Origin of the sequence: Bradyrhizobium sp., from assembly GCF_016219575.1 — a bacterium.
In the GTDB taxonomy this organism is placed as follows: Bacteria; Pseudomonadota; Alphaproteobacteria; order Rhizobiales; family Xanthobacteraceae; genus Bradyrhizobium.
In genome coordinates this window covers 1-13,438 of the sequence record NZ_JACRMG010000031.1, presented here as the reverse complement: position 1 = coordinate 13,438, position 13,438 = coordinate 1, and the positions used below count along the sequence as shown (strand labels likewise).

Annotated in this window: 12 protein-coding genes and 1 pseudogene; 6 read left to right on the top strand and 7 right to left on the bottom strand. The window is 64.2% G+C overall.

Annotated features, from left to right (window positions below):
• Positions 1-135: 135 nt before the first annotated feature.
• Together HZB49_RS24560 and HZB49_RS24555 are read left to right on the top strand one after the other, a co-directional pair.
• The gene (locus tag HZB49_RS24560) at positions 136-2,253 is read left to right on the top strand and encodes a S9 family peptidase (protein ID WP_291616089.1); all 2,118 of its coding nucleotides are present in this window, start codon (positions 136-138) and stop codon (positions 2,251-2,253) included.
• A gap of 29 nt (positions 2,254-2,282) precedes the next feature.
• A complete protein-coding gene (locus tag HZB49_RS24555; protein ID WP_291616087.1) occupies positions 2,283-2,843 on the top strand; it encodes a flavin reductase family protein in 561 nt (186 codons plus the stop codon).
• A 23-nt stretch (positions 2,844-2,866) separates the two neighbouring features.
• On the opposite strand, the gene HZB49_RS24550 is transcribed toward HZB49_RS24555, so the two are convergent.
• Positions 2,867-3,586, bottom strand: coding sequence for a ribonuclease activity regulator RraA (locus HZB49_RS24550; RefSeq protein ID WP_291616086.1), 720 nt, complete (start codon positions 3,584-3,586; stop codon positions 2,867-2,869).
• A gap of 97 nt (positions 3,587-3,683) precedes the next feature.
• Complete coding sequence (araD, locus tag HZB49_RS24545; protein WP_291616084.1) at positions 3,684-5,423, bottom strand: L-arabinonate dehydratase; 1,740 nt, start codon at positions 5,421-5,423, stop codon at positions 3,684-3,686.
• Between the two features lie 122 nt (positions 5,424-5,545).
• Here araD and HZB49_RS24540 point away from each other — a divergent pair, with 122 nt between their 5' ends.
• The 3 genes from HZB49_RS24540 to HZB49_RS24530 all read left to right on the top strand — a co-directional run bounded on the left by HZB49_RS24540 (position 5,546) and on the right by HZB49_RS24530 (position 10,390).
• Complete coding sequence (locus HZB49_RS24540) at positions 5,546-6,265, top strand: GntR family transcriptional regulator (protein ID WP_291616082.1); 720 nt, start codon at positions 5,546-5,548, stop codon at positions 6,263-6,265.
• A gap of 130 nt (positions 6,266-6,395) precedes the next feature.
• On the top strand, positions 6,396-6,827 hold the full coding sequence (locus HZB49_RS24535) for a response regulator (RefSeq protein ID WP_291616080.1): 432 nt from the start codon (positions 6,396-6,398) through the stop codon (positions 6,825-6,827).
• Between the two features lie 59 nt (positions 6,828-6,886).
• Positions 6,887-10,390 (top strand): PAS domain S-box protein, encoded by a 3,504-nt coding sequence (locus tag HZB49_RS24530; RefSeq protein ID WP_291616078.1) that lies wholly within the window; start codon positions 6,887-6,889, stop codon positions 10,388-10,390.
• 55 nt (positions 10,391-10,445) lie between these two features.
• Here the strand turns inward: HZB49_RS24530 and HZB49_RS24525 are convergent, their stop codons facing one another.
• On the bottom strand, positions 10,446-11,081 hold the full coding sequence (locus HZB49_RS24525; protein ID WP_291616076.1) for a response regulator: 636 nt from the start codon (positions 11,079-11,081) through the stop codon (positions 10,446-10,448).
• 149 nt (positions 11,082-11,230) lie between these two features.
• Between HZB49_RS24525 and HZB49_RS24520 the strand changes: the two genes are divergently transcribed.
• Positions 11,231-11,587 carry a hypothetical protein gene (locus HZB49_RS24520; RefSeq protein WP_291616074.1) on the top strand — a complete coding sequence of 119 codons (357 nt, stop codon included), beginning with the start codon at positions 11,231-11,233 and terminating at the stop codon, positions 11,585-11,587.
• A gap of 33 nt (positions 11,588-11,620) precedes the next feature.
• On the opposite strand, the gene HZB49_RS24515 is transcribed toward HZB49_RS24520, so the two are convergent.
• The 4 genes and pseudogenes from HZB49_RS24515 to HZB49_RS24500 form a co-directional block, all read right to left on the bottom strand.
• Positions 11,621-11,941: a PilZ domain-containing protein gene (locus HZB49_RS24515; RefSeq protein ID WP_291616072.1), complete on the bottom strand. Its 321-nt coding sequence runs from the start codon at positions 11,939-11,941 to the stop codon at positions 11,621-11,623.
• A 3-nt stretch (positions 11,942-11,944) separates the two neighbouring features.
• Positions 11,945-12,817: a protein-glutamate O-methyltransferase CheR gene (locus tag HZB49_RS24510; RefSeq protein ID WP_291616070.1), complete on the bottom strand. Its 873-nt coding sequence runs from the start codon at positions 12,815-12,817 to the stop codon at positions 11,945-11,947.
• A 45-nt stretch (positions 12,818-12,862) separates the two neighbouring features.
• Positions 12,863-13,240 carry a response regulator gene (locus HZB49_RS24505; RefSeq protein WP_291616068.1) on the bottom strand — a complete coding sequence of 126 codons (378 nt, stop codon included), beginning with the start codon at positions 13,238-13,240 and terminating at the stop codon, positions 12,863-12,865.
• Between the two features lie 36 nt (positions 13,241-13,276).
• A pseudogene (locus HZB49_RS24500) lies at positions 13,277-13,438 on the bottom strand (chemotaxis protein CheW); the annotation flags it as partial.

The following is a 13,438-nucleotide window of genomic DNA, read 5'->3' as shown; positions in this document are numbered from 1 at the left end:
AAGACGCAGAGCCTAAGCATACCGGCGATCCATCAACAACCCCGCGCGAGGGCGTTGACGAAGCTGGCAATTCGCCGATGGACCCCAATATAACAGGGCATTCGCGGACCCCGCCGCGACCCAGCGAGGACCCAAGTGAACCAGCCGAAATTTGCCAGCAAGCCGCAGGCCGCCCCCGTTGCGCCGCGCCGGCCGCATTCCTTCACCATCCACGGCATCACCGTGAAGGATGACTATGCCTGGCTGAAGGACCCGAAATGGCAAGACGTGCTGCGCGACCCCGCGATACTCGACCCCGACATCCGCCGCTATCTGGAGGAGGAGAACGACTATACCGAGAGCCTGCTCGGGCACACCGACCGCTTGCAGAAGAAGCTGGTCGCCGAAATGCGCGGCCGCATCAAGGAGGACGATTCCAGCGTTCCCTCGCCCGACGGGCCTTTCGCCTATTTCCGGAAGTTCCGCGAGGGCGGGCAACATGAATTGTTCGGCCGCATGCCGCGGCAGGGCGGCGAGGCCGAGATCGTGCTCGATGGCGACGCGCTGGCGGCGGACTGCAAGTATTTCAGGTTCGGCGGCAGCCGGCATTCGCCGGACCACAGGCTGCAGGCCTGGAGCGCCGACACCAAGGGCTCGGAATATTTTTCCATTCGCGTGCGCGACTGGGCCACGGCCAGGGATCTCGACGACGTCGTCGAGGAGACCGACGGCACCGCGGTGTGGAGCAAGGACGGCCGGAGCTTCTTCTACATCAAGCTCGACGACAATCACCGCCCGCTGCAGGTCTGGCGGCATCGCCTCGGCACGAAGCAGGTCGACGATATCCTGGTCTATGAGGAGCAGGACCCCGGCTGGTTCACTCATCTGCACGAGAGTTCGACCAACCGCTTCTGCGTGATCGCGGGCGGCGACCACGAGACGTCCGAGCAGCGGCTGATCGACCTCGCCGACCCCGATGCGCCGCCGCGCCTCATCGCCGCGCGCGAGGAAGGCGTGCAATATTCGGCCAACGATCGCGGCGACCAGCTCTACATTCTCACCAATGCCGACGGTGCAATCGACTTCAAGGTCGTCACTGCGCCGCTCGCTTCTCCCGGGCGCGCCAACTGGCGCGACCTGATCCCCTATCGCAAGGGCATCTATGTGCTCGATGTCGAGCTCTATGCCGGCCACATGGTGCGGCTGGAGCGCGCCAACGCCCTGCCGGCGATCGTGATCCGCGACTTCGGCAATGGCGAGGAGCACGCGATCGCGTTCGACGAAGCCGCCTACTCGCTCGACACCATGGGCGGCTACGAGTTTGACACCACGAACCTGCGCTTCTCCTATTCATCGATGACGACGCCCTCCGAAGTCTATGACTACGACATGGCGAAGCGGACGCGACTGTTGCGCAAGCGGCAGGAAATCCCCTCCGGCCATGATCCGGCCGACTACGTCACCACCCGCATCATGGCGAAATCGCATGACGGCGCCGAGGTGCCGGTGTCGATCCTGCACCGCAAGGACTTTGTCCGCGACGGACGCGCGCCGCTCCTGCTCTATGGCTACGGCTCCTATGGCCATGCGATGCCGGCGTCGTTCAACGCCAACCGGCTGTCGCTGGTCGACCGCGGCTTTGTCTATGCCATCTCCCATATCCGCGGCGGTTCGGACAAGGGCTGGGGCTGGTATCTCGACGGCAAGCGCGAGAAGAAGACCAACACTTTCGACGACTTCGCCGCCGCAGGCCGCGCGCTGTGCGAGGCGAAATACACCGGCGCAAAACGCATCGTCGGCCATGGCGGCAGCGCCGGCGGCATGCTGATGGGCGCAGTCGCCAACCGCGCCGGCGAGCTGTTTGCCGGCATCGTTGCCGAAGTGCCGTTCGTCGACGTGCTCAACACCATGCTCGACGACACGCTGCCGCTGACGCCGCCGGAATGGCCGGAATGGGGCAACCCGATCGAGAGCGAAACGGACTTTCGCACCATCCTGTCCTACTCGCCCTACGACAACGTCGCGGCAAAGGACTATCCCGCCATTCTCGCCATGGGCGGCCTGACCGATCCGCGCGTCACCTATTGGGAGCCGGCGAAATGGATCGCCCGGCTGCGCGCCACCATGGCATCAGGCGGCCCGGTGCTGCTGCGCACCAACATGGGCGCCGGCCATGGCGGCGCGTCGGGCCGCTTCAACCGGCTCGACGAGGTCGCGATCGTCTACGCATTTGCGCTGTGGGCGGCGGGACTGGCGGACAAGGCGGAGGCGTAGCTGCTCCCGCATGCGGGACGGAGGCTGGAATGCGGCGCTACAGGAAAAAGGATTTCCCCGTCTACAACGTCCGCCGCTTCCTGGAGCCGGGGCCAATCGTGCTGGTCAGTTCCGCCCACGGGAACGAAACAAATATCATGACCATGGGCTGGCACATGGTCATGGAATTCTCGCCCGCCCTGATCGGCTGCCTGATCTCGAGCGGTAACCACAGCTTTGAGCTGGTCCGCAACAGCCGGCAGTGTGTGATCAACATTCCCACCGTCGACATCGCCGAGACCGTGGTGAAGATCGGCAATACGTCGGGGCGCGACATCGACAAGTTCGCCGAGTTCGGCCTCACGCCCAGACCGGGCACCCACGTCCGGGCGCCGATGATCGAGGAATGTTACGCCAATTTCGAGTGCACATTGGCCGATGCAGGCTGGGTGAACAAATACAACGTATTCGTATTCGAGGTGGTGAAGGCGCATGTCGCGACGTCGCCGAAAGTGCCGAAGACCATCCACTATCGCGGCGACGGCGAGTTCATGATTTCCGGCGAAGAGACGCGGCGGTACCGCAAACTTTTCCGGCCGGGGATGTTGTGAGCGCAGCCCGAGCATGGTTGGCATCACCGCCCGTTCTTCTTCCGCCACGCCGCGAAATCGGTCAGAGTCTTCTCGTCCGTCGCCGGATAGAGCCCGAAGATGCCGCGGCCGTCCTGGACTTCCTCCGTCACAAAATCCTCGAATGCGGTCATCTCGAATGTCTCCTCCGCGATCTCGTCGGCGAGATGGGCGGGGATCACGATCACGCCATCGGAATCGCCTAGGATGACGTCGCCGGGAAATACCGGCGCGTCGCCGCAGCCGATCGGCACGTTGATCTCGATCGCCTGATGCAGCGTCAGGTTGGTCGGCGCGCTCGGCCGGTGATGATAGGCGGGAAAGCCGAGCCTGGCGATCTCGGCTGAATCGCGAAAGCCGCCGTCGGTGACGACCCCGGCACAACCGCGCTTCATCAGCCGGGTCACCAGTATGGCGCCGGCCGATGCAGCGCGCGCATCCTTGCGGCTGTCCATGACCAGCACGGCGCCGGGCGGGCAATCCTCGATCGCCTTGCGTTGCGGATGCGAGCGATCACGAAACACGTCGATCTTGTTGAGGTCCTCGCGCGCCGGCATGTAGCGCAGGGTGAAGGCTTCGCCGACCAGCGTCGGCTGATCCGGGCTGAGCGGACGAACGTCCTGGATCATCTGGATGCGGAAGCCGCGCTTGAACAGGGCGGTCGCCACCGTGGCGGTGGACACGCTCTTCAGCTTGTTGCGGTTGGCGTCGCTGAGTCTTGACATGGGCTTACCCTTGTTGTCATTCCGGGGCGATGCGAAGCATCGAACCCGGAATCTCGAGGTTCCGGGTTCACGCTTCGCGTGCCCGGAACGACGACGGTTAGTAAATCGACGGCTCTTCCACGGGCTTGCCAAAACCCGTCTCGAGGAAATCGAAGTCGCAGCCCTCGTTGGCCTGCTTGATGTGCTTGGAAAACATCCAGCCGTAGCCGCGCTCGTAGCGGCGTTCGGGCGGCTTCCATGCGGCGCGGCGCCTGGCGAGCTCCACCTCGGGTACATCGAGATTGATGACGCGCGACGCAACGTCGAGCGTGATGCGGTCACCATTCCTGACCAGCGCCAGCGGTCCGCCGACGAAGGATTCCGGCGCCACATGCAGGATGCAGGCGCCGTAGCTGGTGCCGCTCATGCGCGCGTCCGACAGCCGCACCATGTCGCGCACGCCCTGCTTCACCAGCTTGGTCGGGATCGGCAGCATGCCCCATTCCGGCATGCCCGGCCCGCCCTGCGGCCCGGCGTTACGCAGGATCAGCACATGGTCGGCGGTGACATCGAGATCGGGATCGTCGACCGCCTTCTTCATCGAGGGATAATCGTCGAACACCAGCGCCGGTCCCGAATGCCTCAGGAAGCGCGGCTCGCAGGCGGAGGGCTTTATGACGCAGCCATCGGGCGCGAGATTGCCCTTGAGCACGGCAAGCGCACCTTCCCTGTAGATGGGGTTCTCGACAGTGCGGATGACGTCGTCGTTATAGACCTCGGCGTGCGCGATGTTGTCGCCAAGCGATCTTCCGGTCACGGTGATGCAGTCGAGATGCAGGTGTTCCCTGATCCGGCTCATCAGTCCGGGCAGGCCGCCCGCGTAGAAGAAATCCTCCATCAGATAGGTGTCGCCGCTCGGCCGCACATTGGCGATGACGGGCACCTTGCGGCTCGCCTTCTCGAAATCGTCGAGCCCGATATCCTGGCCCGCGCGGCGCGCCTGCGCGATCAGATGAATGATCGCATTGGTGGAACAGCCCATCGCCATCGCCACCGTGATCGCATTCTCGAACGCCTTGCGGGTCTGGATCTGCCGCGGCGTCAGGTTCTCCCACACCATCTCGACGATGCGCCGGCCGCATTCGGAGGCCATGCGGATGTGATTGGCGTCGGCGGCCGGGATCGAGGAGGCGCCCGGCAGGGTCATGCCGATCGACTCCGCGATCGCGGTCATGGTCGAGGCGGTGCCCATGGTCATGCAGGTGCCGTAGCTGCGGGCAATGCCGGCCTCGACGTCGACCCAATCCCTGTCGGAGATCTTTCCAGCGCGTCGCTCGTCCCAGTATTTCCAGGCGTCCGAGCCGGAGCCCAGCGTCTTGCCCTTCCAGTTGCCGCGCAGCATCGGGCCCGCCGGCAAGTAGATGGTCGGGATGTTCATGCTGGTCGCGCCCAGCAACAGCCCGGGCGTGGTCTTGTCGCAGCCGCCCATCAGCACGACGCCGTCGACGGGATGGCCGCGCAGCAGCTCTTCGGCGTCCATCGCCAGCATGTTGCGATAGAGCATGGTGGTCGGCTTCAGCAGCGATTCCGACAGCGACAGCGCCGGCAATTCCATCGGAAAGCCGCCGGCCATCAGCACGCCGCGCTTGACGTCGTCGACGCGACTCTTGAAGTGCATATGGCAGGGCTGCGCATCCGACCAGGTGTTGAGGATGGCGATGACCGGCCGGTCCTTCCATTCCTCCGGCGCGTAGCCCATCTGCATTGCGCGCGAGCGATGGCCGAAGGCGCGGAGGTCGTCGGGGGCGAACCAGCGCGCGCTGCGCAACTGGTCCGGGCGCTTCTTCTTGTCGGTCATGTCTGGGTGCCCCGCTTCTGGACGGTGTTCCGCTCTTCGACAATCAGGCCGATCATGATGACGCTGATTGATCGCTCCGCGGAAATGCACTAATGTATTAGTAAAGCTGCGGCAAGCCCCCAATGAATCCACCCGTCATCAGCCGGCGCCGCGTCGTTCCGCGTTCGACCGGGCGGCTCGACCGCGATCGCCAGGCCGCGCCTCAGGTATTCGAGCAACTGCGCGGCATGATCATCTCGCTGGAGCTGCCGCCGGGTTTGCCGCTGTCGCGCGCGGCGTTGGCGGAGCAGTTCGGCGTATCTTCAACGCCGATCCGCGATGCGCTGATGCGCCTCGAGGAGGAAGGCCTGGTCGAGGTGTTCCCGCAATATGCGACGGTTGTCAGCCGCATCGACGTACACCGCGCCCAGCAGGCGCACTTCCTGCGCCAGGCGCTGGAGCTGGAGATCGTCCGCGTGCTTGCGCTGAAGCCCGATGAAGCGCTCGTCGCCGAGCTCAACGCAGCCATTGCGCGCCAGCAGCAATTCGCAAAGGTCGGCGCCTTCGAGAAATTCATGGCTGCCGACAACGAATTCCATGCGAAACTGTACGAAGCCGCCGACAAGCAGGACATCTGGACGCTGGTGCGCAGCCGCAGCGGCCATATCGATCGGCTGCGCCGGCTGCATCTGCCCTCTCCGGGCAAGGCGCAGGACATCGTCCGCCACCACAAGCTGATCGCCAGGGCGATTGCCGGCGGCCAGCCGGAGCAAGCTCAGAAGCATCTGCGAACGCATTTGTCGGGGACGCTGAGCGAACTCGCGCAGATTCGCGCGAAGCACCCGGATTATCTCAACGACTGAAACAATGCGGCCTTAGCCGGCGTCTGCCCATCAACGTGCATATATCGGCGGGCCGCAAGGAAACAGTTGCAGGATCGACCGACTCGGTGAACCATGCAACCTGCCGTTGACCTGATTCCCGGGAGCCGGATTGGCGAACATCCTCGTCGTCGTCGACGACAATCTGGTGCAAGCGACGCTGCGGTTCCTGCTGGAGGGTGCCGGACATCACGTCGTTGCCGTCAATGACGGCCGCAACGGCCTCGACCAGGCCGAGGCCGGGGATTTCGATCTGCTGTTCCTCGACATCTTCATGCCGGGCATGGACGGCTTCGAGACCATGCGCAAGCTCCGGCAACAACAGCCGTCGATCCCGATCGTTGCGATCTCCGGCCGGCCGATACCCTCCGATTCCGCCGACGGTCCGGACTTCCTGGCCCTGGCCACAAAGCTCGGCGCAACCAGAAGCCTGCAGAAGCCTTTCCGGCCGAACGTCCTGCTGGCGACGGTTGCGGCTTGTCTTGAGGCCGCAAACCGTCCATCGTCGCCAGTAGCGGCCGGCAGTATCGCCGCCGGCCATTGAGCGAAACGGGCGGCATTGCAGCTGCGCGCCGGGCTGGGAAAAATGGCGAAGAGCGCGACATGACGCTCACGACAAGGCTGGCCATCGCGATGATCCTGCTCGTCGCGATCGCGTTGTCCGCGGTCGGATGGCTGAGCTATCGCGATCTGGAAAAGGGCTTGCTGCCGCGCGTCCTCGATCGCCTGGAGACGCATTCGCGCCTGGTTGCGACCGATCTCGAATCGGTCGCGCGCAGCGCGCCGGGCGACATCATCATCTTCCGCGATCTCGCAGCCGTTGTCGGCCTGATGCGCGCACGCCTCAACGGCGGAATGGACCCGGTCGATGCCACCAGCGAGACAGTGTGGCGCGAAAGGCTGGCCAATCGCCTTTCCGCGCAACTCGCCGTCAAGCCTGCCTTTGCCCGGATGCGTTTCATCTCCGTCGAGGACGGCGGACGCGAGATTGCCCGCATCGACCGCTCGGGACCAAACGGAGCGTTTCGCGCCGTTACCGACAGCGAGTTGCGCCGCATGGGGGACACGGCCTGGTTCCGCGAGTCGATCAAGCTGACGCAAAACGAAATCCATGTCTCGCGCATCGAGCTGAACACGGAGAACGGAACGATTGCCGAGCCCGAGGTCCCGGTGTTGCGGGTGGCAACGCCGATTTTCAGCAGCGGGAAAGTCTATGGGATCGTCGTCATCGACATCGACATGGGCCCTGCACTCGAGCGCGTGCGAAAATCGCCCCGAACCGGCGAGACCGCCTATGCCGTCGATGCCGAGGGCGGCTATCTGGTTCATCCGGACCGGTCGCGCGAATTCGGCTGGCAGAAGGGCGTGACTGCCGACTGGTCCAGGGATTGGCCGGACCTTGCACAGCAACGCGGCAATGGGCGAGGCGTCGCGCGCATGGTCCCCGACAGAAACGGCAATCCGGAGGGTGTGACCTTCGCACCTGTCGTTCTCGCGGGCAGCCAGTGGGTTGCGGTCATCGAATTGGCGCCGAATGCCGCCTTCATGGCGCCGGCCGCGGCCATCCGCAACAGCTCGATCCTGGTCGGCCTGATTGCCGTGCTGCTTGCGGCTGCACTGGCGCCGCTGATCGCACGGTCATTGATCGGGCCCATTGTCACGCTGACCGCCGCGGTCGAACACGCCGCAGAGAGCGGCGCCAGCGCGATTCCCGTGGATGCGCGCGGCGAGACCGGCGTGCTGGCGCGGGCCTTTGCGCGCGTGATCGGAGAAGCCAACGCCAAGACGCTCGCGCTGGAGCGTGAAGTGGCCGAGCACCGCCGCACCGAAGCGGCGCGCGATCATCATGCCGAGCGCGAGCGCCTGTTCAGCGCGGCAGTCGAGTCGTCCAACGATCCCATCATCACGATGTCGATGGACGGGACGATCACCGGCTGGAATTCGGCCGCCGAACGGCTTTACGGCTATGCCGCGCGCGAAGCCGTCGGCCGGAAAATCGACCTCATCGTTCCCGCGGACCGGCAGTCGGAAGTCGAGGACACCCTGCGGCGGATCAGTTGGGGCGAAAAGATCGAGCACAACGAGACCATCCGCCGGCGCAAGGACGGCAGCCTGGTCGAGGTTTCGCTCAGCATCTCGCCGATCAAGGCGCCGTCGGGCGCGACCATCGGCATTTCCAAGGTCGCCCGCGACATCACCGAGACCAACCGGACCCGGCTGGCGCTGCGGCAGCAGACCGAGGAACGCCGCCGCATCTTCGAAACCTCGCAGGATCTGATCCTCGTGATGAATGCGCGCGGCTTTCTGGTCCAGATCAGTCCAAGCTGCGAAACCATCCTGGGTTACCGGCCGGACGAAATGATCGGCCGCAGCGGCGAAGACTTCATCCACCCCGACGACCTCGAGATATCGCGCGCGGAGATGCGCGCGGCGCGGCGCGGAGAGCGCACCAAGATATCCGATACGCGGGTCTTCCATAAGGATGGGCGCGCCGTGCCGCTGTCGTGGCTCGGCACATGGTCCGAGCCGGTGAAGCGCTTCTTCTTCGTCGGCCGCGACATGACTGAAACCTTGCGGGCGCAGCAGACCTTGCGCGAAAGCGAACAGCTCGCGCGAGGCATCATCGAAACCGCGCTGGACGCCTTCGTGCAGATGGACGAAAGCGGCTGCATCACGGACTGGAACAGCCAGGCCGAGAAGATCTTCGGCTGGTCGCGCAGCGATGCGATCGGCAGGAAGCTGGTCGAGATGATCGTGCCGGAGCAGCACCGCGCCGCCCACCTCGCAGGCCTCGAACATTTCCTGTTCAGCGGCGAAGGCCGGATTCTCGGACGGCGGCTGGAAATCGAGGCCTTGCGGCGCGACGGCCGGGAGATCAAGGTCGAGCTTTCCATCACCGAGCTGAAGCGCCGCAACGGTATCGTATTCAACGGCTTCATTCGTGACCTCACCGAGAAGCTCGCGGCGGAAGACCGCATCCGGCACGCCGAGAAGATGGAGGCGGTCGGCCAGCTCACCGGCGGCATCGCCCATGATTTCAACAACATCCTCACCGTCATCACCGGAACGATCGAGATCCTCGCCGAAGCAGTGGCCGACCGGCCGCAGCTCGCCGCCATCACCAGGATGATCGACGACGCCGCCTCGCGCGGCGCCGAGCTCACGCAGCATCTGCTGGCATTCGCCCGCAAGCAGCCGCTGCAGCCGCGCGAGGTCGACGTCAACACGCTGATCATCGATACCGCCAAGCTGCTGCGCCCGACTCTCGGCGAGCAGATCGAGATCGAATCGGTGTTCGAGGGTGACGTCTGCGTCGCCACCGTCGACCCCAACCAGCTCGCGACCGCGCTGCTCAATCTTGCGCTGAACGCGCGCGATGCGATGCCCAACGGCGGCAAGCTCATCCTCGAGACCGGTTTCGCCGTGCTCGACGAAAATTATGCCAGCAACAATGAAGACGTCCGCCCCGGACGCTACGTCCTGATCGCGGTGAGCGATACCGGAATCGGCATTCCTTCCGAGATCCTCGACAGGGTGTTCGATCCGTTCTTCACCTCGAAGGGCCCCGGCAAGGGCACCGGACTTGGGCTCAGCATGGTCTACGGGTTCGTCAAGCAATCGGCCGGGCACATCAAGATCTACAGCGAGGAAGGTCACGGCACGACCATCAAGATGTACCTGCCTCCGGGCACGGGTGCGGCCGTCGCCGCCGAGCCGCACGTGCCGGCGGTGCAGGGCGGCCACGAAACCATCCTGGTGGTCGAGGACGACAAGCTCGTCAGGGACTACGTGCTGACCCAGCTGCACTCGCTCGGCTATGTGACGCTGGATGCGGCAAACGCGGCGGAAGCGCTGGCGCTGGTCGAAGCCGGCCGCCATTTCGACCTGCTCTTCACCGACATCATCATGCCCGGCGCCATGAACGGCCGCCAGCTTGCCGACGAGATCGAACGGCGCCGCCCGGGCGCGAAGGTGCTCTACACGTCAGGCTACACCGAGAACGCGATCATCCATCACGGCAGGCTCGACACCGGCGTGCTGTTGCTGGCGAAGCCGTACCGCAAATCCGACCTCGCCGGCATGGTCCGCAAGGCGCTTGGCGACTGAGCAGGACAGCTCCGCCCGAAAGAGCGAGCCGGGCCGCGCGATCGCGCGCGGCCAATCAGGCATTGCGCGAAGCCGTCATCACGATGCGGACGAGATCGGCGGCGTTGCGCGCGCCGAGCTTCTTCATGATGTTGGCGCGGTGATCCTCGATGGTGCGGGGACTGATGCCGAGATGGCGGCCGGCCTCCTTGTTGGAAGCCCCTCTGGTGAACTGCTCGAGCACCTCGCGCTCGCGCCGCGTCAGCGGTTCGCGTCCCGGGAAATGCAGCGCCTGGATGTTCGATCCCGAGCTTCCCGCCTTGCGGCGCGCATAGGCGTCGATCGCCTCGTTCAGGCGCGTCACGATCTCGCTGCCGCGGAAAGGCTTTTCGATGAAGTCGAGCGCGCCGCTCTTGATGGCGCTCACCGCCATCGAGATATCACCCTGCCCCGAGATCATGAAGATCGGCGCCGGATAATCCTCGCCGTGCAGCTCCTTGAGGATATCAAGGCCGGATTTTCCGGGAATGTGCACGTCGAGCAGGATGCACGCCGGCGTCCGGGTCCGCGCGACCGACAGCAGCGCAGCACCGTCGGCAAAACAGATCACCTCGTAGCCGCCCGCCGACAACACCATCGACAGGGTATCGCGAACGGCGGGATCGTCGTCGACGACGAAGATCTCGCCACGTGAACCAGTTTTTTCGGACATGTGCCCTCGTCCACCGCCGCTTCATCATGACGCGCACTCGGCCGAACGGAACCATGGGTCCCGGATCGAACGTCCCGTATTTGTACGGGACGAAGACTTAACTCACAAGTAGCGCTGCGCCCCCTAAATGTAGGCTCCAGGAGCATAGCATGCAGCAGACAATGGGTGGTGGCATACAGCCAGGACCCGCCGGCCGGAACGAAACCTATCTTACGGTTGTGTCCGACCTGGCATCGGTCATCGAGAAGGTCAGGAAGAGCCTGGCGCTGATCGAAACGGAAATCGCGAGCGAAACGCTCCCCGAAGAGGTGGCCGCCGACGATATCGTCGTGCTGGACGACGTGACGCCCGGCTACGTGCGGGCATATGCGGTATTGCGGGAGTGCGACGCCGGCTTGAGCGTTGCCCTTCACCTGCTGCAGGAGTCCATGATGCCGGGCGAGCGCACGTGCGAATTGCTCGCAGAAGGCAGCCCGCCGCAGACGTCCTTGCCGATTTCCGCCTGAGGGCGACGATCCGCCGCACGCGGATCGCTCGAGTTACGCCATCATGGCGTCCTTGGACGCGCCGCCGCGGCCCTTCTTGGCGTTCTTGCCCTTCAGGAAGGGGACGTCCATCTCGGTGCCGTTGACGCGCACCAGCTCGCAACGCCGGTAGGCGAGCCCGGTGGACGACAGCAGCAGGAAGAATTCCTTGAGATTGAGGCCCTGGATGGAGCCTTCCACCGTAAGCGCGGCGTCGGTGTCCGAAATGGCGTTGAGCACGCAGTCGCGCCGCCAGGTGCCGTCGATGGCCATGATGCAGACATCGTAACCGCGGCTGAAGGTAACGCGTTCCGTTCCCTTGTTCTCGTCAGCCATCGATCACATCCCTGCTGCTACTGCGATCCTCGGCGTTGTCGCACCGGCCGGTGCCTTTGTCATGCGTGAATCGTTCGGCCGGTAGAGGCCGCGTTTGTCCGGATAAGGCTTGAAGGCGTCGGTCAACCCGACCACGGTTTCCGCCGCGCCCAGCACCAGGAAGCCGTCCGGCTCCATCGCCTTGCAGAGCCGGTTGAAGATGTTGATCTTGGTGTCCTGGTCGAAATAGATCAGCACGTTGCGGCAGAAGATCACGTCGAAGGTGCCGAGCTGGGAGAAATCGTGCAGCAGGTTGAGCTGCCGGTGCTGCACCATGGCGCGAAGATCCGGATTGATCTGCCAGAACTCGCCGGTTTGCTTGAAATATTTCACCAGCATCTGGATCGGCAGGCCGCGCTGCACCTCGAACTGGCTGTAGAGTCCGGCCTTGGACTTCTCCAGCACTTCCTGGGAGAGATCGGTTGCGATGATCTCGACCCGCCATCCGGCGAGCTGCGAGTCCATTTCCTTCAGGCACATTGCCAGCGAATACGGTTCCTGGCCGGTCGAGCCGGCGGCACACCAGATCCGGACGCTCTTGCGCGCCGCGCGCGCTTTCAGGACTTCCGGCATGATCGCCTGTCGGAAATGGTCGAACGGCACCTTGTCGCGGAAGAAGAAGGTCTCGTTGGTGGTCATGGCTTCCACCACCTGCGCAGTCAGGGAGGCAGAGCCCGCTTTCATCTTCTGGACCAGCTCGGGAATGCCCGCCAGCCCGGCCTTGCGCGACAGCGGCACGAGGCGGCTTTCGATCAGGTATTGCTTGTCGGCAGACAGGTCGAGACCGGACTGATCCTTCAGCAGCTTGCGCAGATACTCATAGTCTGGCGGTGTCACGGGCAACCTCTTACAAACGAACGCAACAAAACAAGCGGTCCGGTTTCAGACCGGCGCCGCAATCAGTCCGACTTCCTGAAACTTGGCCGCAACGATTTCCTTGTCGAACGGCTTCATGATGTACTCGTTGGCACCGCCATGCAGCGCCTTCGAGATGTGGTCGATGCCGTTCTCGGTGGTGCAGAACACCACTTTCGGCTGGTCGCCGCCGGGAAGCTGACGCAGATGCATCATGAACTCGAAGCCATCCATGACCGGCATGTTCCAGTCGAGCAGCACCGCATCCGGCAGCTCGCGCTTGCAGGCTTCGAGCGCTTGCGCGCCGTCCTCGGCTTCGACGATCCGGAAGTTCATGTCTTCCAGTATCCGGCTTGCGATCTTCCGGATGACACTGGAGTCATCCACTACGAGGCATGTCTTCATTTCGCTGACTCTCCCTGATGGGGCGCTTGGGATTCACTAGGCGGCAAGCGCGGCTTTCGGCGCGAGTTCGAGGACTCTATCGACGTCGAGGACGACCATGAGCTGGCCGTCGAGCCTGTGGACGCCGCCGGCGAGCTTGGCCATGCGGGGATCGAGGTTGACGGGGTTTTCCTCGCGGCCGGCGTCGGCGAGGCGCAG